At 64.0% G+C, this 21,762-nt stretch carries 22 protein-coding genes; 11 read left to right on the plus strand and 11 right to left on the minus strand.

Annotated elements, in window-relative coordinates; genetic code table 11:
* Window positions 1–157: 157 nt before the first annotated feature.
* Genes bktB through V8352_RS06100 form a run of 11 tightly spaced genes read right to left on the minus strand, consistent with a single transcriptional unit; the run spans window position 158 to window position 10,540 of the window.
* A complete protein-coding gene (gene bktB, locus V8352_RS06050) occupies window positions 158–1,384 on the minus strand; it encodes a beta-ketothiolase BktB (protein ID WP_336423372.1) in 1,227 nt (408 codons plus the stop codon).
* A 45-nt stretch (window positions 1,385–1,429) separates the two neighbouring features.
* Window positions 1,430–2,524: a 3-hydroxyacyl-CoA dehydrogenase family protein gene (locus V8352_RS06055; RefSeq protein WP_336423373.1), complete on the minus strand. Its 1,095-nt coding sequence runs from the start codon at window positions 2,522–2,524 to the stop codon at window positions 1,430–1,432.
* Between the two features lie 11 nt (window positions 2,525–2,535).
* Entirely contained in the window at window positions 2,536–3,561 is a 1,026-nt protein-coding gene (locus tag V8352_RS06060; protein ID WP_336423374.1) for a cyclase family protein, read from the minus strand.
* Entirely contained in the window at window positions 3,558–4,682 is a 1,125-nt protein-coding gene (locus V8352_RS06065) for an NAD-dependent epimerase/dehydratase family protein (RefSeq protein ID WP_336423375.1), read from the minus strand. Before V8352_RS06065 ends, V8352_RS06060 begins: the two co-directional genes overlap by 4 nt.
* Window positions 4,683–4,686: 4 nt before the next feature.
* Entirely contained in the window at window positions 4,687–5,847 is a 1,161-nt protein-coding gene (locus tag V8352_RS06070) for an acyl-CoA dehydrogenase family protein (protein ID WP_336423376.1), read from the minus strand.
* Between the two features lie 16 nt (window positions 5,848–5,863).
* Window positions 5,864–6,721 carry a MaoC/PaaZ C-terminal domain-containing protein gene (locus V8352_RS06075; protein WP_336423377.1) on the minus strand — a complete coding sequence of 286 codons (858 nt, stop codon included), beginning with the start codon at window positions 6,719–6,721 and terminating at the stop codon, window positions 5,864–5,866.
* The gene (locus V8352_RS06080; RefSeq protein WP_336423378.1) at window positions 6,721–7,635 is read right to left on the minus strand and encodes an SDR family NAD(P)-dependent oxidoreductase; all 915 of its coding nucleotides are present in this window, start codon (window positions 7,633–7,635) and stop codon (window positions 6,721–6,723) included. Before V8352_RS06080 ends, V8352_RS06075 begins: the two co-directional genes overlap by 1 nt.
* Window positions 7,636–7,650: 15 nt before the next feature.
* Window positions 7,651–8,808: an acetyl-CoA acetyltransferase gene (locus tag V8352_RS06085; RefSeq protein ID WP_336423379.1), complete on the minus strand. Its 1,158-nt coding sequence runs from the start codon at window positions 8,806–8,808 to the stop codon at window positions 7,651–7,653.
* On the minus strand, window positions 8,805–9,185 hold the full coding sequence (locus V8352_RS06090; RefSeq protein WP_336423380.1) for a Zn-ribbon domain-containing OB-fold protein: 381 nt from the start codon (window positions 9,183–9,185) through the stop codon (window positions 8,805–8,807). Before V8352_RS06090 ends, V8352_RS06085 begins: the two co-directional genes overlap by 4 nt.
* Entirely contained in the window at window positions 9,185–9,745 is a 561-nt protein-coding gene (locus tag V8352_RS06095) for a hypothetical protein (protein ID WP_336423381.1), read from the minus strand. The genes V8352_RS06090 and V8352_RS06095 overlap by 1 nt, the downstream gene beginning before the upstream one ends.
* A gap of 3 nt (window positions 9,746–9,748) precedes the next feature.
* A complete protein-coding gene (locus tag V8352_RS06100; RefSeq protein WP_336423382.1) occupies window positions 9,749–10,540 on the minus strand; it encodes an enoyl-CoA hydratase/isomerase family protein in 792 nt (263 codons plus the stop codon).
* A gap of 406 nt (window positions 10,541–10,946) precedes the next feature.
* On the opposite strand from V8352_RS06100, the gene V8352_RS06105 reads away from it, so the two are divergent.
* The 11 genes from V8352_RS06105 to V8352_RS06155 are packed head-to-tail and all read left to right on the plus strand — an operon-like array spanning window position 10,947 to window position 21,751.
* Window positions 10,947–12,104, plus strand: coding sequence for an ABC transporter substrate-binding protein (locus V8352_RS06105; RefSeq protein ID WP_336423383.1), 1,158 nt, complete (start codon window positions 10,947–10,949; stop codon window positions 12,102–12,104).
* Window positions 12,105–12,138: 34 nt separating this feature from the next.
* A complete protein-coding gene (locus V8352_RS06110; RefSeq protein ID WP_336423384.1) occupies window positions 12,139–12,915 on the plus strand; it encodes an ABC transporter ATP-binding protein in 777 nt (258 codons plus the stop codon).
* Window positions 12,912–13,655: an ABC transporter ATP-binding protein gene (locus V8352_RS06115; protein WP_336423385.1), complete on the plus strand. Its 744-nt coding sequence runs from the start codon at window positions 12,912–12,914 to the stop codon at window positions 13,653–13,655. Before V8352_RS06110 ends, V8352_RS06115 begins: the two co-directional genes overlap by 4 nt.
* Window positions 13,652–14,518 (plus strand): branched-chain amino acid ABC transporter permease, encoded by an 867-nt coding sequence (locus V8352_RS06120; protein ID WP_336423386.1) that lies wholly within the window; start codon window positions 13,652–13,654, stop codon window positions 14,516–14,518. Before V8352_RS06115 ends, V8352_RS06120 begins: the two co-directional genes overlap by 4 nt.
* Before the next feature lies 1 nt (window position 14,519).
* Window positions 14,520–15,500: a branched-chain amino acid ABC transporter permease gene (locus tag V8352_RS06125; protein WP_336423387.1), complete on the plus strand. Its 981-nt coding sequence runs from the start codon at window positions 14,520–14,522 to the stop codon at window positions 15,498–15,500.
* A 2-nt stretch (window positions 15,501–15,502) separates the two neighbouring features.
* A complete protein-coding gene (locus V8352_RS06130) occupies window positions 15,503–16,672 on the plus strand; it encodes an acyl-CoA dehydrogenase family protein (protein WP_336423457.1) in 1,170 nt (389 codons plus the stop codon).
* Window positions 16,673–16,691: 19 nt separating this feature from the next.
* Window positions 16,692–17,348, plus strand: coding sequence for a TetR/AcrR family transcriptional regulator (locus V8352_RS06135; protein WP_336423388.1), 657 nt, complete (start codon window positions 16,692–16,694; stop codon window positions 17,346–17,348).
* Window positions 17,329–18,666, plus strand: coding sequence for a phenylacetate--CoA ligase family protein (locus tag V8352_RS06140; RefSeq protein ID WP_336423389.1), 1,338 nt, complete (start codon window positions 17,329–17,331; stop codon window positions 18,664–18,666). The genes V8352_RS06135 and V8352_RS06140 overlap by 20 nt, the downstream gene beginning before the upstream one ends.
* 2 nt (window positions 18,667–18,668) lie before the next feature.
* The gene (locus V8352_RS06145; protein WP_336423390.1) at window positions 18,669–19,784 is read left to right on the plus strand and encodes a CoA transferase; all 1,116 of its coding nucleotides are present in this window, start codon (window positions 18,669–18,671) and stop codon (window positions 19,782–19,784) included.
* Window positions 19,774–20,589 carry an SDR family oxidoreductase gene (locus V8352_RS06150; protein ID WP_336423391.1) on the plus strand — a complete coding sequence of 272 codons (816 nt, stop codon included), beginning with the start codon at window positions 19,774–19,776 and terminating at the stop codon, window positions 20,587–20,589. Before V8352_RS06145 ends, V8352_RS06150 begins: the two co-directional genes overlap by 11 nt.
* Window positions 20,582–21,751 (plus strand): CaiB/BaiF CoA transferase family protein, encoded by a 1,170-nt coding sequence (locus tag V8352_RS06155; RefSeq protein WP_336423392.1) that lies wholly within the window; start codon window positions 20,582–20,584, stop codon window positions 21,749–21,751. The genes V8352_RS06150 and V8352_RS06155 overlap by 8 nt, the downstream gene beginning before the upstream one ends.
* The last annotated feature ends 11 nt before the right edge of the window (window positions 21,752–21,762 follow it).

Here is a 21,762-nt window from a genome sequence, read left to right on the forward strand (position 1 = left end):
CCGAAAAAAGGGGGATTTGACAGTTCACCCTTGTCTTGGCCATGAGGACCGCAAGCGCAATTCAGACCGTCGACCTGCTCCTTGATCTTGGCGCGGACGGTCAGGGATCTGGGCGCGGGCAGGCAGGTCGCCAGTTCGGCACAGCCAAACCCTTTCTTCAGACTTTCCCGCGCCGCGTGTGATGTCCTGCATTTAAAGCGCCTCGGGCCCTTTCGACGATCACCGCGATGCCCTGCCCGCCGCCGATGCACATCGTTGCAAGGCCATAGCGTCCGCCTGTGCGCGTCAGTTCGGCCAGCAGCTTGACCAGAATGATCGCACCCGAGGCGCCGATGGGATGGCCCAGCGCGATGGCGCCGCCGTTGGGGTTGACCCGCGCCGGATCGAAACCCAGCTCTTGGGAAACCGCGCAAGCCTGCGCCGCGAAGGCTTCGTTGCTCTCGATCACATCCATGTCACCGACGCTGAGGCCCGCGCGCTCCAGCGCCTGTTTCGTCGCCGGGACCGGGCCCATGCCCATGATCTCGGGCGCGACGCCGCCAAGGCCGTAGGCCACGATCCGGGCCAGCGGCGCGATGCCTTTGCGCTGCGCGCTTTGCGCGTCCAGCAGGGCCAGTGCGGCCGCGCCATCGTTGATGCCGCTGGCGTTGCCCGCCGTGACGCTGCCGTCCTTGGCAAAGGCGGGGCGCAGCCCCTCGAGCCGCTCGGGTGTGATGTCGGCGCGCACATGCTCATCCGTGTCGAATGTCGTCTCGCTCCGGCCCTGCCGGACGGTCATCGGCAGGATTTGATCCTTGAATCGGCCCTCCTTGATCGCGGTTGCCGCGCGCTGATGCGAGGCCAAGGCAAAGGCATCCTGCGCCGCGCGGTCGATGCCATGGCGCGCGGCGATATTCTCGGCGGTCACCCCCATGTGGCCGTTGCCAAAGGGGTCTGTCAGCCCGCCGATCATCATGTCGACGGCCTTGATATCACCCATCTTCTGGCCGTGCCGCGCCTGCGTCAGCAGATGGCCCGCACGGCTCATGCTCTCGGCGCCGCCGGCCAGCGTGATCTCGGCATTGCCGAGCATGATCTGCTCGGCCGCTGTGACCACTGCCTGAAGGCCCGACCCACAAAGGCGGTTCAGTGTCAGGGCGGGGGATGTCTCGGGCACGCCGGCGCGCATGGCGACGACGCGGCTGATATACATGTCCTCGGGCTGCGTGTGGATGACGTTGCCCAGCACGGTCTGTTGCACCTCGGCAGCGTCGATCCCGGCGCGCGTGATCGCCTCGGCGGCAACGGCGGCGCCCAGATCGCATGGGCTTACCCCCGACAAAGCGCCCGAAAACGTGCCGATGGCGGTGCGAACGCCTGAGGCGATGACGACGGATCTGGTCATGATGTCTTCCTTTGCAAGTGAGGCGGCAGTGCAGTCAGTTGACCCTCAGCCGAAAACAGTGTCGAGCCCGGCGACGGGAAGGCCCGCGCCGTATTGTGCCGCAACGGGCGTGATCAACGCAACGGTGCGATCGCGGCCAAGCGCGCGCATCGCGGCGACCGGGGGCACGCCAAAGCGCAGCGCGACCCGCGCGCCCAGATCGAAATCATCGGGCGCGGCCACCTTCTCGCCCACCGCTTCGAGCACCGGCAGAAAAAGGGCGGCGCGCAATCGCTCTGCGATAAGCTGGGCCGTCTCATCATCCAAGGGGGCGGGCGTAGCGCTGATCTCCCACGCATCCCGCTCGGTCCCGGCGTGGATCAGGGCGGACGCAGGCTGGTAGAAGGCACCCAGCCCCGCAAGGTTCTGCACCGCGTTCAGCGCGATGCGCGGCTTGATGATGTTCATGACGGCGAACGGCCCCAGTGGCAGATCAAATGCCGCACATGCCACCTCGTCGATCTGGGCCGTGCTCGCCACACCCTCCCCCAAGAGGCGCGCGGCCTCGTTTGTGTAGGGGCAAAAGAAGCGGTTGACCGCAAAGCCGCTGGCGTCCCGGCAGGGCAATGGCGTCTTCTCGGTCGCGGCGACGAAGGCCAGTGCCTTGTCCAAAGTGGCCAGCGATGTCTTTGGACCCGACACCACCTCGACAAGCGGATTGACCTCGGCGGGGCTGAAATAGTGGAGGCCCAGAAAGCGCTCAGGCCCGGGCAGCGCATCAGCGAGGGCCGCGACGCGCAGCGCGCTGGTGTTCGTCGCCACGATCGCCTCTGGTGCCAGATGGTTCGCGATGCCAGCCAATAGGTCACGCTTGACCGCGAGATCCTCGAAAACCGCCTCGATCACCAGATCGGCACCGGCGACATCTTTCAGATCACGCCCGTTGCGCAGACAGGCAATTGCCGCATCCGCCTGCGCGCGGCTCATCCTTTCCTTCTGGACGGCGCGATCCAGGAAGCGTCGCGCGCGCTGCTCCATTTCCTCCAGACGGCCGGCGTCCAGATCAATCACGCAGGTTCTGAAACCGGCCGCAATGCAACCAATGGCGATGCCGCCACCCATCGTGCCCGCGCCGATGATCGCAACCGAAGCTATGCTCACCTCCCGGCGCCTCAGACGGTCGCGATGGGCGTCAGCGGCGAGCCGACGGACCCCGGCAGGCGCAAGGGCGGTGCCGTGAGAAAGAACGCCGAGCGTTTTGCGTCCCTCAGGAACGCAGCCAGCTCGGCAAAATACCACAGCTCGCCCAGATGGATGCCTTGCTTGAAAAGGCACAGATTGTGCAGCGGCAGGGCGGGATAGCTGTCACCCTCGGGCACGCGCGCAGGATAGGCTTCGACAGCGAAATTGTCGGCGCAGATTGCGACCAGCCCGCTATCGGTGATCCAGTTCAGCAGTTTGCCGTCGCGCCCGTCCAGCACTGGGCACGACTTGGCGAGGATATCCGCGTCAGGTTTCTTCTTCATCGACAGGATGAGATCGGCAAACCCGGTATAGAGGCACAGGAAATCGCCCTCGACCACCTCGGCACCTTGGGCGTCAAGGACACTCATCAGATCATCATATCCGACGATATGCTGCTCGCGGCCCCAGCGTCCTTCCAGATCGGCCAGCACGCCCCGCCCTTGAACCCCCGAAACCGCGAGGTTCTCGACCCCGAGGGCCTGCGCGCCCAAACCTTCACCGCCACCTGAGTCATCAGGTCCGACGATATGCTCGCCCGCGCGGTAGCCGTTGTAATAGACCTTCTCGGCCACCCCGTCTCCGTCGGCATCAAAGGTCATGCCGACATGTGCCAGCGCATCCCACTGCGTTGAATACTGCGTGAAAAGAGTGACCGCATCGTCGGACACCACATCGCAATAGCAGGATGATACGTCGCTCATCTCGTAATTGAAATTGTGACCGGCGCCGCGCTTTTCATGATGAAACACGGGCTCGCGCCGCAGCGGGTGCAGAGCATTGCCGCCCGGATAATCCAGAGGCAGGGAAAGGCAGAAACTGCGCCCTTCGCGAATTTCCCGCGCTCCGCGCAGCCGGATCTCGGGCGTGATGAGGTTCATGCGCCCGATCTGGTCATCAGGTCCGAAATCGCCCCAGTTCGACCCCTCTGGGCGGTTTTTCCAACGCTTGGTCATTGATGTGCTCCTTCCTTGTAGACCGCAAGATCGGCCAGCGCTTTGGGGGACGGCAAAAGGTTGCTGTCCTGAAGTTCGGCAATCAGACGGCGAAACATCGCTTCGGTATCCATGCAGCCGCCGAATCCGGCCTGCCGCAGCTTGATCGTGCTGACCAGTGCCGGTGCGGGGTCGCGCCGCGCGTGGGTAGCAAAGGTAAAATCAGCGTAGTGATGCGAATGTCCGACCATCGCGGCAAGGTCGGGCTGGGCCAACCCCTGCTCGCTCGCGACCTTGCGCCAGAGCGCGGCCTTGGCGGGCAGCACCTCTGCCAGCACCGCGCGGTGCGGCTCGGCGACGGGCAGGCCGGTCGCTTCGGCGATCACGGGCCAGACATTCTGCCAGACATAGACATCACCGTTGGTAATGTTGAACGTCTCGCCCACCGCGCGCCCCGACCCAGCAGCCCAGATGAGCGCATCGGCGATCAGATCAGCATCCACCGCTTCCAGCAGATAGGCAGGCCCACCCGGAAACGACAAGCCGCGCCCCTCGGCGGCGCAGATGGCGGCCCAGACGCCCAGCACGGGAATCAGGTTCATCGAGACGCCAACTGCGCTGCCGAACACCACTTGGGGGCGCCATATGGTCATGGTCAGATGGCCCTCGGCGGCGCGCGCGCGCAGATAATCCTCCTGCAGCCAGTAGAAATTATCGTGATCGTGGCGCGGCCAGCTTTCGCGTGCGGGCACGGGAAAGGGCCGGATATGCACGCCATACGCCTTGGTGCCCTGAAAGAGCGATACATGCGGGCGGTCCCCCCGCTCGGTCAGCGGCGCGATCACGACCTGCAACATGGCAAGATTCGTGTTCATCTGCGACGCGGATTGCCAGCCCTTGACCAGATCGGGTTCCTCAAAGAGCGCCGCGTAAACGACATGTGTGACCGCCGGCAGCGCCTCGAGTGCCGCACGGCTTGCGGCGGGGTCGGTCAGATCGACCGAGATGTGCCGATAGTCGGCCACGACAGCAGGACGGCGCCGCGACAGGGCCGTCACCTGCCATCCCTTGGCGGCGAAGGCGGCCACCGCCGCCTGCCCGATGACACCCGATGCGCCCGCGATCAGAACATGGCCTGACATTGCTCTACCCCCTTTGATTGAAGCGCCGCCCGACAAGGTTTGCGGCGATATTGACTTTCTGGATGTCGATCGAACCGCCCGCGATACCCCAACCGAAGCTGTCGCGCACACGCCGCTCCATCCCGTATTCGCGTGCATAACCGTAGCCGCCCATCAGCTGCATCGCGGCGGTCGTCACCTCGCGGGTGATCTCGTTGGCCATGCATTTGGCCATCGCCGCCTCGTCCGATTTCGGCAGGCCGGTGCCTGCATTGGCGGCGGCGCGGTGGATCAGAAGGCGCGACGCCTCGACCTTGATCGCCATCTCGGCAAGGCGCATCTGCACCGCCTGAAAGTCGATGATTTCCTTGCCGAACTGGCTGCGCTCCTGCACGTAGCCTTGCACCTGCTCCAGCGCACCGGCCGCCACGCCCAGCGCCATCGTGGCATTGCCGAGGCGCTCGAGGTTGAACAGGCCCATCAGTTTGGAGAAGCCGCCAGCCCCGACCAAAAGATGCGTTTCCGGCACGCGCACATCATCCAGCATGATATCGGCCGAGGGCACGCCGCGAAATCCCATCAGCTTTTCCTGCGGGCCAAAGCTGAGCCCTTCGGTGTCCTTGTCGACAAAGACCGCACCGATGCCCTTTGCGCCCTGCACCCCGTCGAACCGGGCAAAGACGACGTATCCTTGCGAATGCCCCGCGCCCGAACACCAGCGCTTGGTGCCGTTCAGCACAATATGATCCCTGTCGATTCGCGCAGTGGTGCGCAGGTCTGTCAGTGCAGTGCCCGCCCCCGGCTCGGACATGCAGATGGCAACCATCATCTTGCCCGCGACCGAGGCAGGCACAACGCGCGCCGCCAAATCGGGATGGCCCAGCGCCTCGACAATACGGACAGGGCCGGCAGAGGTCTCGAACACCGGAAAGGCGACGCCGACCGACACCTTGGCAAATTCCTCCATCACCAGAAGCGCATCGAGGTGCGGCAAACCCATGCCGCCATGCTCCTCGCGCGTATTGATGCCCAGAACGCCCAGATCTGCATAGCGCGCCATCCAGTCGGCATTCACCGGATGGCCCGTATCATCCGTCTCGTTGGCCAGTTCAGGCAGCTCTGACTGCGCAAAGCGGCGCGCGGTCTGCTGCAATTGGCGTTGGTCGTCGCTCAGGTTGAAGTCCATCGGTTTCGTCTCGCTGTTATTCGCTGAAATCAAAGCGCCCGTTTCGCAGAACGTCCCGGTCCCCCACACGCGCACCAAAGGCGGCCTGCCCGCGGCCTTGCGCCCACATGTCGATGGTGATCGCCTCACCGGGATAGACAGGTGCGGAAAAGCGCCCTTCGAGGCCGCGCACGCGTGCGCCATCCGCCGCACAGTAGCGGTCCATCAGCGCGCGGCAGGCGATGCCGAAGGTCGCCAGCCCATGAAGGATGGGCCGGTCGAACCCCGCCTTTTGCGCCGTCTCGGGGTCGGCGTGCAGCATGTTGTAATCGCCCGACAAGCGATAGATCAGCGCCTGTTCAGGTCGCGTCTCGACCGCGGCGGAGTGATCGGGGGCACCCTCGGGCTGGGGATGCGGCTGGCGCGACGCGGCGAGGCTGCCGCCGAAGCCGCCGGCACCCCGGCAAAAGATCGTCAGCCAGACCGTGGCATAGGGCGCGCCCGTTTCTGCATCGCTGATCTCACGCCGGGCCGTGACCAGCGCGCCCTTGCCGTCACCTTTGTCGACGACCTCTTCGATATGGGTCTGCGCGATGATGTCGCCCGCAACGGGCAGGGGCGCGTGGATCTGCATCGCCTGCTCCCCATGCACGACCTTTGAATAGTCGATGCCTGTCTCGGGCCGTTTCATCCACGAGCCGTCATGGCCCAAGACGTTGACCATCGTCGGCATCGCCTGTTGGTCATGTTCCTGAACGTAGCGCAGCTGCGCCGCATCCACCGGATCGGCCCCATATCCAAGACCCAGCGCATAGAGCGCGCTGTCGCGCCAGTCATAGCGGCGGCGCACCGGGTCGATCTGCATCGACATCAGGACATCGGGATCGAGTGGCATCAGACGGGATCCCAGGTGATGACATCCGCCGACCGCTCCAGCGGGGTCAGCCATGTCCCGAAAGCGTCGGGCAGCATCTCGGCCAGCGTCTCGGCGGTCCAGCCCTCTCCGCGATGAAGCGTGCGCACCGGGCGCGGCTGACTGAAGAGGTAGATCTCATTATTGCGCACCGAGAATATCTGACCGCTGATCGCCTCTGCCGCGTCCGAGCCGAGGAAGGCCACTAGCGGAGCAATCTTTTCCGGTGTCATACGCTTCAGCTTGGCCACGCGGATCTTGTCGGCCTCGGTTTCGGTGGGGATCGAGCTGACCATGCGGCTCCAGGCAAAGGGGGCAATACAGTTCGAGCGCACGTTGACGCGCTGCATGTCCATCGCGATCGAGCGCGACAGGCCCACGATGCCCATCTTGGCCGCCATGTAATTGGCCTGCCCGAAATTGCCGATCAGTCCGGCCGTCGAGGTCATGTGGACATAGCTACCGCTGCCCTGCGCCTTGAAATGCGGCGCGGCGGCGCGGCTGACATTGAACGCACCCTTCAGATGCACGTCGAGGACGGCCTGAAACTGATCCGGCTCCATTTTGTGAAAGATCGCGTCGCGCAGGATGCCGGCATTGTTAACCACCAGATCGACCCGCCCGAAACTGTCCATCGCTGCGGCGACGATGCGCTGCGCCGCATCCCATTCGGACACCGAGTCGCGGTTTCCCACGGCCTCGCCGCCCGAGTCACGTATATCATTTGCGACCTCGTCGGCGGCCGAAGCGTTCTCCTGCTCGCCCTGAAGCGTGACGCCGACATCGTTGACGACGACACGCGCACCATCGGCGGCCAGCCCCTTGGCGATGGCGGCGCCAACGCCTTGCCCCGCTCCGGTCACGATGGCGACCTTACCGTCAAGTATCCTGCTCATTTCATATCTCCTGTTTCAAACAGTGGCCGCAGTGCCAAGGATCGCAGTCGCCTGACTGGACAGGACACCCCCATTGGCATGGGCCAGCGCCACCTCGGCGCCTGCCACCTGCCGCGCGCCCGCATCGCCGCGCAGCTGCTCCACCGCCTCGATCACGGTGAAAAGGCCGTACATTCCGGGGTGATTGCACGACAGGCCCCCGCCATTTGTATTGACCGGCAGCGCCCCGCCCGGCGCGATGGCCCCCGTCGCGGCAAAAGCGCCGCCCTCGCCCTTGGCGCAGAACCCCAGATCCTCGAGGAACATCAGCGTGCAGATGGTGAACGCATCATAGAGCATCACATGATCGACATCGCCGATGCCCAAGCCCGCTTCGCCGAGCGCGGCGGGCCCCGAAATGGCGGCGGCACTGGTTGTCAGATCCGGCATCTGCGCGATCTGGCGATGACTGACTGCAATGCCCGTCCCAAGCACATGCACCGGAGGGCGCGCCAGATCACGGGCGCGGTCGGCGCGCGTCAGCACCAGCGCCGCACCACCATCTGTGACAAGGCAGCAATCGGCCTTGCTCAGTGGATCGGAGACCATGCGCGAGCTCATGATATCATCCAGCGTCAGCGCGCCCTGCTCTTGTGCGTCCGGGTTCAGGCGCGCCCATGCGCGCGCGGCCAGCGCCACATGGGCGAGATCTTCACGCGTCGTGCCGAATTCGTGCATGTGCCGCGCGGCGGCCAGAGCATAGCTCGAAATCGGATAGCGCGGCTTGTAGGGCGCCTCGTAAGGCTGCGGATCGGGCATCGGCACCAAGCGGCCACCGGCACTGGCCTGGTTCGAGCCGTAGCAGATCAGCGCCACGTCGCATTGCCCGGCATTCAGCGCCGAAACAGCGCTGCGCAGATGAAAGAGGAACGACGCCCCGCCGACCATCGTACCATCCGCATGGCGCAGATTGGGGCCAAGGCCCAGACGCTCGGCCACGTTGAGCACTGGCAGACCGGACGTGGAATGGGCGCAATAGAGCGCATCGACATCGCCCAGCGTCAGGCCGCAATCCTCGAGCGCGAGAAACGCCGCCTCCTCCAGCTGATCGAAAGCCGAACGCCCCGGCGCGTGCCAGCGCCGGGTATTGCCGATACCGGCGATGGCCACCTTGCCACGCAGGGAAGTGCTCATGCCGCATCCTCCGGATCGAAAACAACCATCGGCGGCTCGCCCGGCGCGACGCGGGCGGCCACGTCCTGCCCGATACGGACCGCTTCGGGATCGCCCTCGACCCGTGCCATCATGCGCGGGCCCTCGTCCAGCGTGATGATCGAAACGTTGTGTGCGCCCTCGCGGCTGCGCACCGTGGTCGTCGAATAGACCTTGCCCTTGCCCGACGCCTCGACCATCCGAGGTGCAGCGCCATGACAACTGCGGCACGTCACGGCTGGCGGAAACTGGGCGGCATCGCAAGCATCGCAGTGCTGAATGACAAAGCGGCCATCTGACAGCGCCGCATTCCATTCAGCATCCGGCCCGGCCCCGTCAAAGCGTGAATCGCGTGGCATCATACCTCCTCCTTCGTCTCGACCGCGTTGAACCAGCCGCCATAGGTCAGCGCCTCATCACTCGGCAGGTCGCGCGCCGCGCGCCAACCTCGGCGCAGGCGCTGCGCGGTGCCGGTCAATGCGACAGCCTGCGCACGCGCCATGTTCAAGGGATCGTCCACGCGGGCCACCTGACCGGCAGCGACAAGAGCCGCCACCGGATCGGACGACATGGCCATCTGCCGGGCGGCCAGCGGACCCAGACGGATCGCGGCCAGTTCCGACAGGCTGGCGTGTTCGGGCCCAGCCCAACGGGCATCCGGCCCGGCAAATGCCAAGTCCGCCAATAGCATCAGCGCAAGACCGCGCAGGCCGACAGCGCCCTCGGCCACGACGACCGGCAAGGCGGGTGTTTCAGCCAGAAGCGCGATCCATTCAGCATCACGGCCAATAGGCGCGGAGAGATCCCCCGAGATCAGAAAACAAGACGCGCCGCGCGCCGCTTGGCGCAAGGCAGCGCCAAAGGCGGCATCGGCCAGCCCCGCGTCGATTTCCGCCACCAAGGGTGCCACGCCGACCATCGCTCAGCGCCCCGCAAAGCGAGGGGATCGCTTTTCCAGAAATGCAGCGATGCCCTCGCTTGCATCTTCGCTGGCCAAAAGGCCGGACATGAGCGCGACCTCCTGTTCAAGCGCCGCATGCAGCGGCGCACCCCACGGCGCACGCATCGCCGCCTTGGCCGCGCGGCTTGCCAACGGCGCCTTGGCGGCGATCTGAGTTGCCAACTGCAGGGCGGCATCCTTGAGCGCACAGGCGGGCACGATCATGTCGACCAGACCCGCCCTGCGGGCCGCGAAGGCATCCATCATCTCCCCCGTCAGGGCCGCATGGGCCTGCGCCCCCTGACCAGCCCGCAGCGCCCAAAGCTGCGTGCCCCCGGCACCGGGGATAAAGCCCAGATTGATCTCGGGTTGAGAAAATCTGGCGGTATCGGCGGCGACAATCACATCGCAGCCAAGCGCGATCTCGCAGCCGCCGCCAAGGCAATACCCGGCCACAGCCGCGACAACAGGCGTCCGCGTCGCGCGAATGGCGTCGAAAGCGTGCCGATTGACCGAATCAGGATAGGTGGCGGCGGTATAGCCCGACAAGGCATCGATATCCGCGCCAGCCGAAAAAACGGCCTCACCACCCGTCAGGAGGATACATCGAACCTCCGGCGCAGCGTCGCAGTCACGCAGGATCCGTGCCAGATCCTCGAGCATCTGAACGCTGAGCGCATTGCGCGCCGAGGGACGGCGCAGCGTTACGATACCGACACTGCCACTGCACTCGACCCCGACAAGATCGCTTTCGCAAATCGTTGATGCGCTCATGACAAATCCTCCCACGGCAGACTGACATACTGATCAGTATTTTCACAAGCTCTATTTTTGAACTACCAAAAGGTCGGGCAAAACTCCATATGAACGGCATCTGGGCAATAATATGTCTAGTATACGCATTAATATTACCTATAGTTTCCAGATTGAGCGATATTTTGCCGATAAACCATGCGCATATATCTGCCGTCTCTGAGTAAGGCCGCCAAAATTCCCTGATTGACTCGAAGACATACTCACTCGTATGTTTTTATCAGCGGTCTGGATTCCTGTCTCTGAAAGCACGGAAAAGCCGCGAAACAGCAGCCCGGATCTGCAGAGCGGTAGGAGGACCGTGCAGGCGAGGAGCGGCGCATACAACGGTCGCCAGCATGCTGCGACCACCACAGGGAGGAAGAAAATGGTATTTTCAAAATTCACAAGGACCGCCGCCGCCACACTCATGGCCGCAGGTCTGCTGACATCGGGCGCACATGCGCAGGATGACCCGATCAAGGTCGGGGTCATCTTTCCGCTCAGCGGCGGCGCAGGCCCCCAGGGCGAGCACGTCAACTGGGCGATCGAGGCGATGGCCGCCATGATCAACGAGGATGGCGGCGTCATGGGGCGCCAGCTTGAGTTGCTCAGCCGAGACGACGAATCGACGCCCGCCGTTGGTGTCAGCCGCGCGAACGAACTCATTTCTGAGGGTGTGGACGTCATCATCGAGGGCTGGAACAGCCCCGTCACGCTGGCCATGCAGCCTGTGATCGCACGCGCCGGCATCATGGACATCACCGCGATCTCCAAGGCCGATCCGATCCTGTCTGGCGAGGGCAATCCGCTGGCCGTTCGTTTGAACAGCTCAAACGCTCAGGACGGTGCCGTCGTCGCACAATTCATCGCCGATGAGGGTGCCAAGCGCATCGCATTCCTGACCGAGAACGATGCCTACGGCACCGGCGCCCAAGCCTCTATCGAGGGCGCCCTTGAGGAAATGGGGTACGAGTACGAGAAGGTTGCAGAAGAGCTATTCCCCTTTGAGCAGGCCGATTTTCGCGTCCAGCTGTCGAACGTGAAATCAGCCGATCCCGATATCACCATCGCGATCAACGCGAATGAAGGCTTGGGCATGCCCGCCATCATCCGCCAAGCCAAGCGCAGCCGCCTGCCCGGTCAGCTTGTCGCGGCAGTGGGCACCATTGCGCCCAGCGTGATCGACATCGCCGGTGACGCGGCCGAGGGTCTCGTTGGCGCCGACATCTACTTCCCGACGGTCGAACCCTTCGCCTCGAACGAAGCCAATCAGCGCTTTATCGAGACCACCGAAGAGATGCATGACTACACACCCGACAAGTTCATGGCCCTTGGCGCAACGGCGTTGCAGGTGTGGGCGATGGCCGCCAATGAGGTGGAAAGCCTCGAAAAGGAAGCCGTGGCAAACCGTATCCGCGGCGGCAGCTTCGAGGACACGATCCTCGGCGACATCACCTTTGAGGAAAATGGTCAGCTGAAGAGCAACCATTACATCTTCGACGTGGTCGATCAGAAGATCGTCGTGCGCACCGACTCCAACTAAGCGAGCGCAGGAGCGAGCGGGACCGATGAACAGCATGTTCCAGACAGATGGCGGAACCCTCAAGGTCGAGGGCCTCCGCGTGGCCTTCGGCGCCTTGGTGGCGCTGGACGATGTCAGCTGGGAGGTGCGCCCGGGCGAAATCCTGGGCATCATCGGTCCCAACGGCGCAGGCAAGAGCACCTGCTACAACGCAACGACCAACATGGTGTCACGCACCGGACGGGTCGAGATTGACGGGCACGACGTGACCGGCGTGCCCGCCAGCCGCCTTGCCGCTCTGGGGCTGCGGCGCGCGTTTCAGCAAAACGCGTTCTTTACTCACCTGACCGTGCTGGAGAACATGATTGCCGTCATCCAGCCAGAGCATGGCACCGGCCTGCTCTCGACCATTCTGCGCCCACTGTCCGAGCACACCAAGGCGACCCAGACACGCATTCTGGCCGCCGAAGCGCTGGAGCACATGGGGATATCATCCGAATTTCACGACCGCCTGCCCGGCGAGGTTCCCTACGGCACACAGCGCATGCTGTCGATCGCGCTGGCCAACGGCACGGGCGCGCGCATCCTGCTGCTGGACGAGCCTGCGGCGGGCCTTGGCGGTGACGACATGCGCAAGCTCTGCGACAGGCTCACGGCCCTGCGCGCGGGCGGCATGGCCATCGTCGTCATCGAACATCACATGGATCTCGTCATGCAGATTACAGACCGTATCGTCGTGCTGGATCGCGGCCGCCGGCTGGCCTACGGAACGCCCGCCGAAATCCGTCAGGATCCGCACGTTCTCGAAGCCTATCTGGGGCGCGACGAATGACCGCCACAAACCCCACCCCCGTTCTCGAAGTGCGCAACCTGTCGGTCTCCTACGCCGGCAACCGGGCGCTGTCGGTCGATCATTTCCAACTGGCCGAGGGTGAGCTTGCCGGGATTGTCGGCGCGAATGGCGCGGGCAAGTCTACATTTGCCAGCGCCCTTCTGGGCTGGTCCCGCGGAGCGCCCAAGGTCACAGGCGAGATCCTTCTCGACGGGCAGCCCATCACCGCGCTCGAGACCCCCGAAAGGGTGCGCCGGGGCATGCTGCTGATCCCTGAAAGCGACCTCGTCTTCGCCACGATGACCGTGAGCGAAAACCTGGCGCATGCCGCCAGCCCCGCGAACGCGGGAGGGCGGCGCCTCTATTCCACCGACGAGATCTACGACCTTTTCCCGAACCTCGCCGAGCGGCGCAATCACCTCGGTGGTCAACTGTCGGGCGGCGAGCGTCAGATGCTGGGCATCGCGCGCGCACTGCGCCTCGCGCCGCGGGTGCTGATGTTGGACGAGCCATCGATCGGCCTCGCGCCAAAGCTGGTCTCGGTCGTTCTTCAGACCGTCCGCACGTTGGTCGACGAGGGGCTGACCGTCCTGCTGGTCGAGCAGAACGTCAAGGCCGCCATACGCGCAGTGGATCGCCTGATCCTGTTGGAGCGTGGGCGCATCCTGGCAGAGGGGCCCGTAGACGAAATGAAGGAAGACCCCCGCGTCGCTGACGCCTATCTGGGAGCGAGCGCATGAACTTTACCCAACAGCTCATAAACGGCCTCGTGCTGGGGCATTCCTATGCGTTGATCGCCATCGGCTGGACCGTCCTTCTGGGCGTGGCGCGGTTGGTCAATTTCGGACATGGACAGATGTATATGCTGGGCGCGTTCGTCACGTGGTTCGTGATGTCGCGCTTTGGCCTTCCCTATCTTGTGGCGATCCCCATCGCGATGCTGGTGGGTATCGGGGTTGGATACCTGATGCAGCGCACGATGCTGCAACTCACCATCCGGCAAGATCTGGTAGCGGTAATGATCGTGACGCTCGGCTTTGGCTATGTGCTGGAGGGGGTCGCCGCACTCTTTTTCGGCTCGACCGGGCAGATCCTCGATACGCCGTTGTCGGTGCAGGACATCTATATCGGCGACATCTGGATCACCTGGCAGGACATCGCCATCATCATTGCCGCCATCCTCTTCTTTGCGGTGTTGAAATACGTGGTCGAGAAAACCCGCGTGGGCCGCCTCGTGCGCATGGTCGCCGAAGATCCCAAGCTGGCACTCCTGGCTGGGATCGACATCCGCAAGATCTACCTTGGTGTGTTTGCCTTCGAGGGCGCGGCGGTTGCCATCGCCGCCGCAATGATCGCGCCGCGCACGCCAATCCTGACCTCGATGGGCTTTGACCAGGTCATCATCACCTTCGTCGTGGTCGTCCTGGGCGGCATCGGCAGCATTACCGGCAGCTATGTCGCCGGCATCGCGCTTGGGCTCTTTGCCGCCTTCTTTGGCGCCTACGTCTCGGCGGCCTATTCGACGGCGGCGATGTTCGTTTTCCTGATCGTCGTGCTGGTGCTGCGGCCCGGTGGCCTTGCCGCACGGCCGGGAGCACACTGATATGAGTATCTTCAATTCACTTGCGTGGCTCTTCGGTCTCGGTCTGATCCTGGCAGGCCCCACGCTTCTGGGCGGCTCGGGGGCGGTCTACTCGGCATTCGTACTGATCGCGATCTTTGCCGTCATGTCCTACGGCCTCGACGTGATCGTTTCCGATCTTGGCGAGGTGAGCCTGGCGCATCCCGTGTTCTTTGCAGCCGGCGCCTACGCATCGGCGATCGGCTCGGCCCGCTGGGGGCTCGATCCGATCTCGACGCTTTTGATCGCCATTGCGGCCGCAGCCCTCATCGCCGCGGGCATCGGCCTTGTGACCTTGCGGATGCGCGAGTTTGTCTTTTCCCTTGTCACCTATGCCGTGACCGTCGTGGGCATGACACTTGCCGCGAACTGGGCGTTCCTCGGCGGCTCGGACGGGATTACCGGCATCCCGGTCTTTCAGGTATTCGGCTACAGCGCGCTGACCGACCGCGAATTGTGGCCTGTGGCTTGGCTGCTGCTGGTGATTGCGCTGTACCTTGTGCGGTGCTTCCGCCGCTCACGGCTGGGTCAGGAGGCGATGACGGTCCATCTTAACCCGCGCCTTGCCACCATGTCGGGCATCGATCCGCATCGCGTGCGCATTCAGGTGTTCCTCTTTTCGGCACCCATCACGGCCTCGGCGGGCTGGCTCTATTCCTACCAGCGCGCCTATATCAGCGCCGATGTCGTCGACATGTACTTCCTGATCCTGATGCTGACCGCCGTGGTACTGATCGGACGGCGCATTCTGCTGGCTCCGCTGATCGGGGTCGCGTTGATCCTTTGCCAGGAAAAATTCCTGTCCTTCGGCGGCTATGTCGACCGGATCATCCTCGGGTCGGTCCTGATCGCCGTGCTGTCTTTCCTTCCGCGCGGCTTGGCCGGGCCTGCAAGCGATCTCTTCCGCTGGGCCACAGGCCGCCGCACATCCGCAAAAATACCTCAAGAGGAGCCACGAATTTGACCGTGATCTGGACCCCCAAGCTGACCGAAGACGCGCAGAAATGGCATGACATCGCTGCGCGCCTCAGTGATGAAAAATTCGCCCCCCTCGCCGAAGAGCTGGACCGCGATCAGCGCTACCCTTGGGAGAGCATTGACGAGTTGGTGAACTCTGGTCTCGCGGGTCTCTTCATCCCGTCCGAGTATGGCGGCGGGGGCGCGCCGTTGGTTTCGACCATCGCGGCGGTCGAGCGTGTCGCGATCGGCTGCTCATCCACGGCCGCCATTCTTTGCGCCTGCCAACTGGGTGCTTTTCCGGTCCTGCTGGGAGGACGCGAAGAGCAAAAGCACAAGTATCTGGGCGAGATGGCGATGGGCACCGCGACCAGCTTTGCCCTGTCCGAGCGTTCAACCGGATCGGACGCCGCCGCCATCACCGCCACCGCCAAGCGCGAGGGAGAAGGCTGGCGCATCAAGGGCGAGAAATACTGGATCGGGAACGGCGGCGCATCGCGCTATTATGTCGTCTTTGCCAAGACGGACCCCGACGCTGGCGGGCGCGGGATTTCGGCCTTCATGGTCGACAAGGAGGCCGATGGCGTCGCCATCGACGAGTTGAACGACAAGATGGGCATTCGCGGCACGCAAACCTCGAACCTGAAACTCGACACCTGGGTGGCCAACGACACGATGGTCGGCGAGGAAGGGCGTGCGCTGCGCCTCGCGCTCAAGACACTCAACGTCGGACGCATCATGGTGTCGGCCCAGTCGCTTGGCCTTGCCATAGCCGCCTACCGCACTGCCGCCGAGCGCGCGCTCGAACGGCAGGCATTCGGCAAATCCATCATCGACAACCAGGGCATCGGGTTCAAGCTGGCGGACCTCGCAACCGAGATTTCGGCGGCGCGAATGATGCTTTATGAGGCGGCGCGCGCATATGACGCGGGCGAGGATGTGACAAACCTTGGCGCCATGGCCAAGCTCTACACATCCGAAGTGTCACACAAGGCTGCGGACGTGGCCGTTCAGGTCTGGGGTGGCTTTGGCTATTGCAAGCCGAACCTAGCCGAGCGGCTCTACCGCGATCAGCGGATCCTCGAGATCTACGAGGGCACATCCGAGATTCAGCGCCTTGTTCTGGCGCGTGCGGTGCGCAAAGACATGGAACTGGCCGTGCAAGGCACATCGGCCTGATACCAACCCGGAGAGTTCCATGTCACGCGCCCAGATCACCACAGACGCCGCCATCGCCGCCCGCGAAGAGATCCTGCAAGCCGCAGCCGAGCTCTTTACCGATCTCGGCTATGCAATGACATCCATTGATGCGATTGCGGAACGGCTCGGCGCGACCAAAGGGCGCGTTTATTACTACTTCAAGAGCAAGGCCGACATCTTCTTTGACATTCAGCGCGCTGCGATGGCGCGCCTGAACGCCGAGGTCGAGCCCATCGCGCGCAGTGATCTCAGCCCGCCCGACAAGCTGCGCGCGATGGCGCGCGCGCATCTGGGTATGCTGCTGGCTGATCTGCCAATTCAGAAAGTGTCGGTGCAGGGGCTTGAGCGGTATCTCTTTCACGCGTCGGGATATCGCTATGTCAATGAGCTGCGCGAGATCAATCAGTTACGCGACACCTACGAGCAGATTTTCGCGGAAGTCATCGATCAGGGCGCCCGCGAGGGGTACTTTAGCGACATGCCCCCTCGTCTGCTGACCAAACCATTCTTCGGCGCTCTGAATTGGGTCACGGTCTGGTATCGCCCGCGCAAGATACAAGACGCCGAAAGCAACCGCATGATCGTGGAAACCCTCGTTTCCTTCGCCATGCAAGGCATCCAGAAGGACATTAATGATGGCGCAGGCGCCCCGTAGCACACCCTATTCGGAGACGGTCTGGGACGCTTGCGAGCTGTGGCCGCGCGAGCGCATCACAGCTTTCCAGACCGAGCGATTGAAGGCGCAGCTGACACGCGTGGCGCGCACAAGCGCGCATTATGGAAACGTTTTTGCCGACGTTGGCTTTGACCCTGAAAAGTTCACGTCACGCGACGACCTTCAGCGCCTGCCGCTGACACGCAAGAAGGATTACGTGGCCGGGCTGGCAGAGGATCCGCCCTTCGGCACCTTTCGCGCGGTCGATGTCGCGGATGCGGTCCGCGTCCATTTCTCGTCCGGAACCACCGCCGCGCCCGCCCCCGTCCTTTGGAGCGCGCATGACGCGGATCGCTGGGCCGATCTTTATGCGCGTTACCTCTATGCTCAGGGCCTGCGACGGGAGGACGTCTTTCATTGCATGTTTGGCTATTCGTGGTTCGTCGGCGGCCTTGGCGCGACGATGGCGGCGGAAAAGCTGGGCGCGCTGGTCATTCCCGGCGGCTCGGTCGACACCCAGCGCCAGATCGACACCATCCTGCAATACAAACCGCGATGCGTCATCGGCACGCCGTCCTTCATGGCACATGTCGCCGAGGCGGCAATCGCGCGCGGGATAGATCTGGCCAGTTGCAGCGTCGAAATGGTCTGCGTCGGCGGAGAGCCGGGCGCCAGCATCCCCGGCACCCGAGAAAAGATCGAGCGCCAGTTCGGCGCCAAGATGTTCGATTGCTACGGCGCACTGGAGTGCCAGCCGATCGGCTGGGACACCGCCGCCCAAACCGGCCCGACCCTCGCCGAAGATTTCATCTATACCGAAATTCTCGACCCGAAAACGGACGAGCCGGTGCCCGACGGCACCCCCGGCGTTCTCGTCCTCACGCATCTGGACAAGGAGGCCTGCCCTCTGGTGCGCTGGTGGACCGGCGACATCGTTGTGCGTGACAGCACCCCTGCGGCCGACGGGCGCACCCATGCGCGGCTGACCGGCGGCGTGCAGGGACGGGGCGACGACATGCTGATCGTGCGGGGGGTAAACCTCTTTCCCAGCGCGGTCGAGGACGTGGTGCGCGCCCATCCCGGAACGACCAACGAATACGTGCTGGTCGTCAATGACAGCATGAAGGACCCCAATACCGGGATGCTGCGCCGCATCGTCCTGCGGGTCGAGCGCGAGGATGCAGGCGACGCCCAGCTTGGCGAGCGGCTGAAGGCAGCGCTGCGCGCGCAGCTCAATGTCAGCTTCGATGTCGAGGTTCTGGATGCGGGCAGCCTGCCCCGCACGGTTCACAAGGCCACCCGCGTGGTGAAGGAGTAGCCATGCCCACGCCCAAGCCCCTTGCCGGTCGCCGCGTGATCGAATTCACGCAGTTCATCGCAGGCCCCACCGCTGCACAGCTCTTGGCCGATTTCGGCGCCGAGGTGATCAAGGTGGAGCCCGCACGCGGCGATGGATCCCGTGAATTGCCCGGCACCGAATTCGGCAGCGCCTATTTCCGATGCTTCAACACTGGCAAGTCCAGCCGTATCCTAGACATGGGCAGCGACGCGGGCCGCGCCGAATTCGACACGCTGCTTGGCGGCGCAGACGCGCTGGTGTGCAACCTCGCGCCCGGCACCCTGCGCAAGCTGGGACTGGACGCAGACAGCCTGCGCGCGCGGCACCCGCATCTGGTCATCACGCTGATCTCGGGCTTTGGCCAGCAGGACGACCGCACCTGTATGGACACGATTGCGCAATGCGAAAGTGGCTTTGCCTGGATGAACGGCAACCTCGACGGCACGCCGCGTGTGTCCTCGACCTGGCCCGTCGATTTCTACTCTGGGCTCTACGCCTCTTATGCCACCGCGATGGCGATGCTGGATCCGGCAACCGAAGGCACCGTGATTGACCTGACGATGATGGAAGTGGCGTCGGCCATGCTGCTCGGCCCGGCAGCGATCCTGCTGATGGAGGGGGCCAGGATCGGCCCACCCTCGGGCAACCGCGACCGCGCCTCGGCACCCTCGGGCATTTATGCCTGCGCCGATGGTCATGTCTATATCTACGGGGGCCTCGATGCCTACTGGGCCAAACTGCGCCCTATCGTGGACGGCGAAGATGCGCCCAACGCCGAGCGACTGGCCCGCGCCGATGCCTTCGACGCCATGGTCGAAAACTGGACGCTCCAGCACAGCGTCGAGGATGTTCTGGCGCGTCTCGCGTCGACCGGCATCCCGGCAGGCGCAGTGCGCGAGCCTGCTGACGGGGTTGCGCGCATCAGCGCGCTGCGCCCCGGAGGCGGCGCCGAGGCGCTGCCCAGCGGCGAACATGTGCCCAGCTTTCCCGCCCTCTTCGATGGCGCCCGCATCAGCCGCACCCCGGCGCCGCGCCTTGGCGCCGACATCTCGCAGGCATCTCGCCGACCCTCAAAGGAGACACATCATGAGCCATGACGATTTCACTCCGCAGCCCGTGCTGCGAGACGGGCTTTTCTCGGGCAAGGGTGCCGTTGTCAGCGGAGCGGGCAGCGGGATCGGACGCGCCATCGCCTTGCGCCTCTGCGCTCTCGGGATGGATGTGACGGGATTTGGCCGCCGCGAGGAACCGCTCGCAGAAACCGCCGGTCTGGCGCAGGATCTGCCGGGCGCCTTTCACCATGAGGCGCTGAACGTGCGCGAAACCGAAGCGCTCGATGCTGCGATGGCGCGCGCCGGCGACCGCCACGGCATAGATCTGTTGGTCAACAATGCGGGCGGGCAGTTCTTTGCCCCGGCCACGAAAATCAGCCGCAAGGGCTGGGACGCCGTGGTCGACCTCAACCTCAGCGCGGTTTTTTCCGCCACCAAGGCGGCCTACCCCTATCTCAAGGCGGCACGGGGCGCGGTGGTCAATATCTCGCTCTCGGGGATTGATCGCGGCTCGATGGGGCTGGCCCATTCGGTCGCCGCGCGCGCCGGTGTTCTGGGAATGACGCGCACACTGGCGCTGGAGTGGGCATCCGACGGCATCCGCCTCAACTGCCTTGGGCCCGGCACCGTGGTGACAGCGGGCCTCTCGGACGAGGCGGCGCGGCAGATGCTCGACAGCCTTGTCGCCGCAACGCCCATGGGCCGTACCACGAGCGTAGAAGAGGTGGCCGAGCTGACGGCCTTCCTCGCCAGCCCGGCGGGCGCGCTGATGACGGGACAATTGATCCAGATCGACGGCGCGGCGCATCTGGGTCCGGGCCTGCACATGATCGGAGCAGATGATGTCTGATCCTGCCCTCACCGGCATCCGCGTGCTGGATCTGTCGCGCGTTCTCGCCGGGCCGAGTTGCACGCAGACTCTGGCCGATCTGGGCGCCGAGGTCTGGAAGATCGAGAACCCGGTGAATGGCGACGACACGCGCAGCTGGATGCCCCCGGAACTGGACGGCGAGTCGACCTATTTCATGTGCTGCAACAGGTCCAAGAAATCGGTCGCCATCGACCTGAAATCCTTCGAGGGACAAGAAACCCTGCGTCGCCTCGCGGCCAAGGCAGATATTCTGGTCGAGAACTTCCGCAACGGCGCGCTCGCCGCTTTCGGCCTCGACCCCGAGACGCTGGCCAAGATCAATCCGCGCCTCATCTACTGCTCGATTTCGGGATACGGACGCACCGGCCCCCGCGCGGATGAGGGCGGGTATGATTTCACGATTCAGGCCGAAAGCGGGCTTATGGCGATCACCGGCGACCCGGATGGCGAACCGATGAAACTGGGCGTCGCGATTTCGGATCTGGTCACGGGCATGAACGCGGTGCAGGCCATCCTGGCCGCATTGATTGCCCGAGAGCGAACCGGGCGGGGCCAGCATCTTGATATCGCGCTGTTCGATTCCGCGGTGGCGCTGCTTGCCAATGTCGCCTCGGGCTATCTTCAAACCGGGCAGCAAAGCCCGCGATACGGCAATGCCCACGCGACAGTCGTGCCTTACCAGCTTTTTGACACGGCAGACGGCACGCTTGCCTTGGCATGCGGAAACGACGCGCAGTTTCGCGCCCTTTGCACCATGGTCTTGGACTTGCCGGATCTGCCGAACGATCCGCGCTATACCCGCAACCGGGACCGGGTCAACAATCGCCAGACGCTTATCCCATTGCTCGAGAATGCGTTTCGGTTGCAAAACACCGAAGAGTGGCTCGGAAAGCTGAAAGGTGCGAAAGTTCCCGGAGGCAAGGTTCGCACCATCTCCGAGGTATTCAGCGCGCCAGACGTTCTGGAAAGGGGGATGGTCATCGATGTTCCGGACACTCTGCACGGAACCTTGAGCCTCATCCGTTCACCATTGCGCTTCTCCGATACGAAAGTGCGCACCCCGGCCCCGCCCCCACGCCTTGGCGAACATACAGATGAGGTGCTCGAGTGGCTCGAGAGCGAAGATACAGACAGCAAATGAGCGGCGGTTTG

Origin of the sequence: Roseovarius sp. D0-M9, from assembly GCF_037083805.1 — a bacterium.
Lineage (GTDB): Bacteria > Pseudomonadota > Alphaproteobacteria > Rhodobacterales > Rhodobacteraceae > Roseovarius.

Excerpts from the sequence above, each read along its gene's own strand:
- bktB (WP_336423372.1), bottom strand. The coding sequence starts at position 1,384 with ATGACCAGATCCGTCGTCATCGCCTCAGGCGTTCGCACCGCCATCGGC.
- V8352_RS06060 (WP_336423374.1), bottom strand. The coding sequence starts at position 3,561 with ATGACCAAGCGTTGGAAAAACCGCCCAGAGGGGTCGAACTGGGGCGAT.
- V8352_RS06065 (WP_336423375.1), bottom strand. The coding sequence starts at position 4,682 with ATGTCAGGCCATGTTCTGATCGCGGGCGCATCGGGTGTCATCGGGCAG.
- V8352_RS06070 (WP_336423376.1), bottom strand. The coding sequence starts at position 5,847 with ATGGACTTCAACCTGAGCGACGACCAACGCCAATTGCAGCAGACCGCG.
- V8352_RS06075 (WP_336423377.1), bottom strand. The coding sequence starts at position 6,721 with ATGCCACTCGATCCCGATGTCCTGATGTCGATGCAGATCGACCCGGTG.
- V8352_RS06080 (WP_336423378.1), bottom strand. The coding sequence starts at position 7,635 with ATGAGCAGGATACTTGACGGTAAGGTCGCCATCGTGACCGGAGCGGGG.
- V8352_RS06085 (WP_336423379.1), bottom strand. The coding sequence starts at position 8,808 with ATGAGCACTTCCCTGCGTGGCAAGGTGGCCATCGCCGGTATCGGCAAT.
- V8352_RS06090 (WP_336423380.1), bottom strand. The coding sequence starts at position 9,185 with ATGCCACGCGATTCACGCTTTGACGGGGCCGGGCCGGATGCTGAATGG.
- V8352_RS06095 (WP_336423381.1), bottom strand. The coding sequence starts at position 9,745 with ATGGTCGGCGTGGCACCCTTGGTGGCGGAAATCGACGCGGGGCTGGCC.
- V8352_RS06100 (WP_336423382.1), bottom strand. The coding sequence starts at position 10,540 with ATGAGCGCATCAACGATTTGCGAAAGCGATCTTGTCGGGGTCGAGTGC.
- V8352_RS06105 (WP_336423383.1), top strand. The coding sequence starts at position 10,947 with ATGGTATTTTCAAAATTCACAAGGACCGCCGCCGCCACACTCATGGCC.
- V8352_RS06110 (WP_336423384.1), top strand. The coding sequence starts at position 12,139 with ATGTTCCAGACAGATGGCGGAACCCTCAAGGTCGAGGGCCTCCGCGTG.
- V8352_RS06115 (WP_336423385.1), top strand. The coding sequence starts at position 12,912 with ATGACCGCCACAAACCCCACCCCCGTTCTCGAAGTGCGCAACCTGTCG.
- V8352_RS06120 (WP_336423386.1), top strand. The coding sequence starts at position 13,652 with ATGAACTTTACCCAACAGCTCATAAACGGCCTCGTGCTGGGGCATTCC.
- V8352_RS06125 (WP_336423387.1), top strand. The coding sequence starts at position 14,520 with ATGAGTATCTTCAATTCACTTGCGTGGCTCTTCGGTCTCGGTCTGATC.
- V8352_RS06135 (WP_336423388.1), top strand. The coding sequence starts at position 16,692 with ATGTCACGCGCCCAGATCACCACAGACGCCGCCATCGCCGCCCGCGAA.
- V8352_RS06140 (WP_336423389.1), top strand. The coding sequence starts at position 17,329 with ATGGCGCAGGCGCCCCGTAGCACACCCTATTCGGAGACGGTCTGGGAC.
- V8352_RS06145 (WP_336423390.1), top strand. The coding sequence starts at position 18,669 with ATGCCCACGCCCAAGCCCCTTGCCGGTCGCCGCGTGATCGAATTCACG.
- V8352_RS06150 (WP_336423391.1), top strand. The coding sequence starts at position 19,774 with ATGAGCCATGACGATTTCACTCCGCAGCCCGTGCTGCGAGACGGGCTT.
- V8352_RS06155 (WP_336423392.1), top strand. The coding sequence starts at position 20,582 with ATGTCTGATCCTGCCCTCACCGGCATCCGCGTGCTGGATCTGTCGCGC.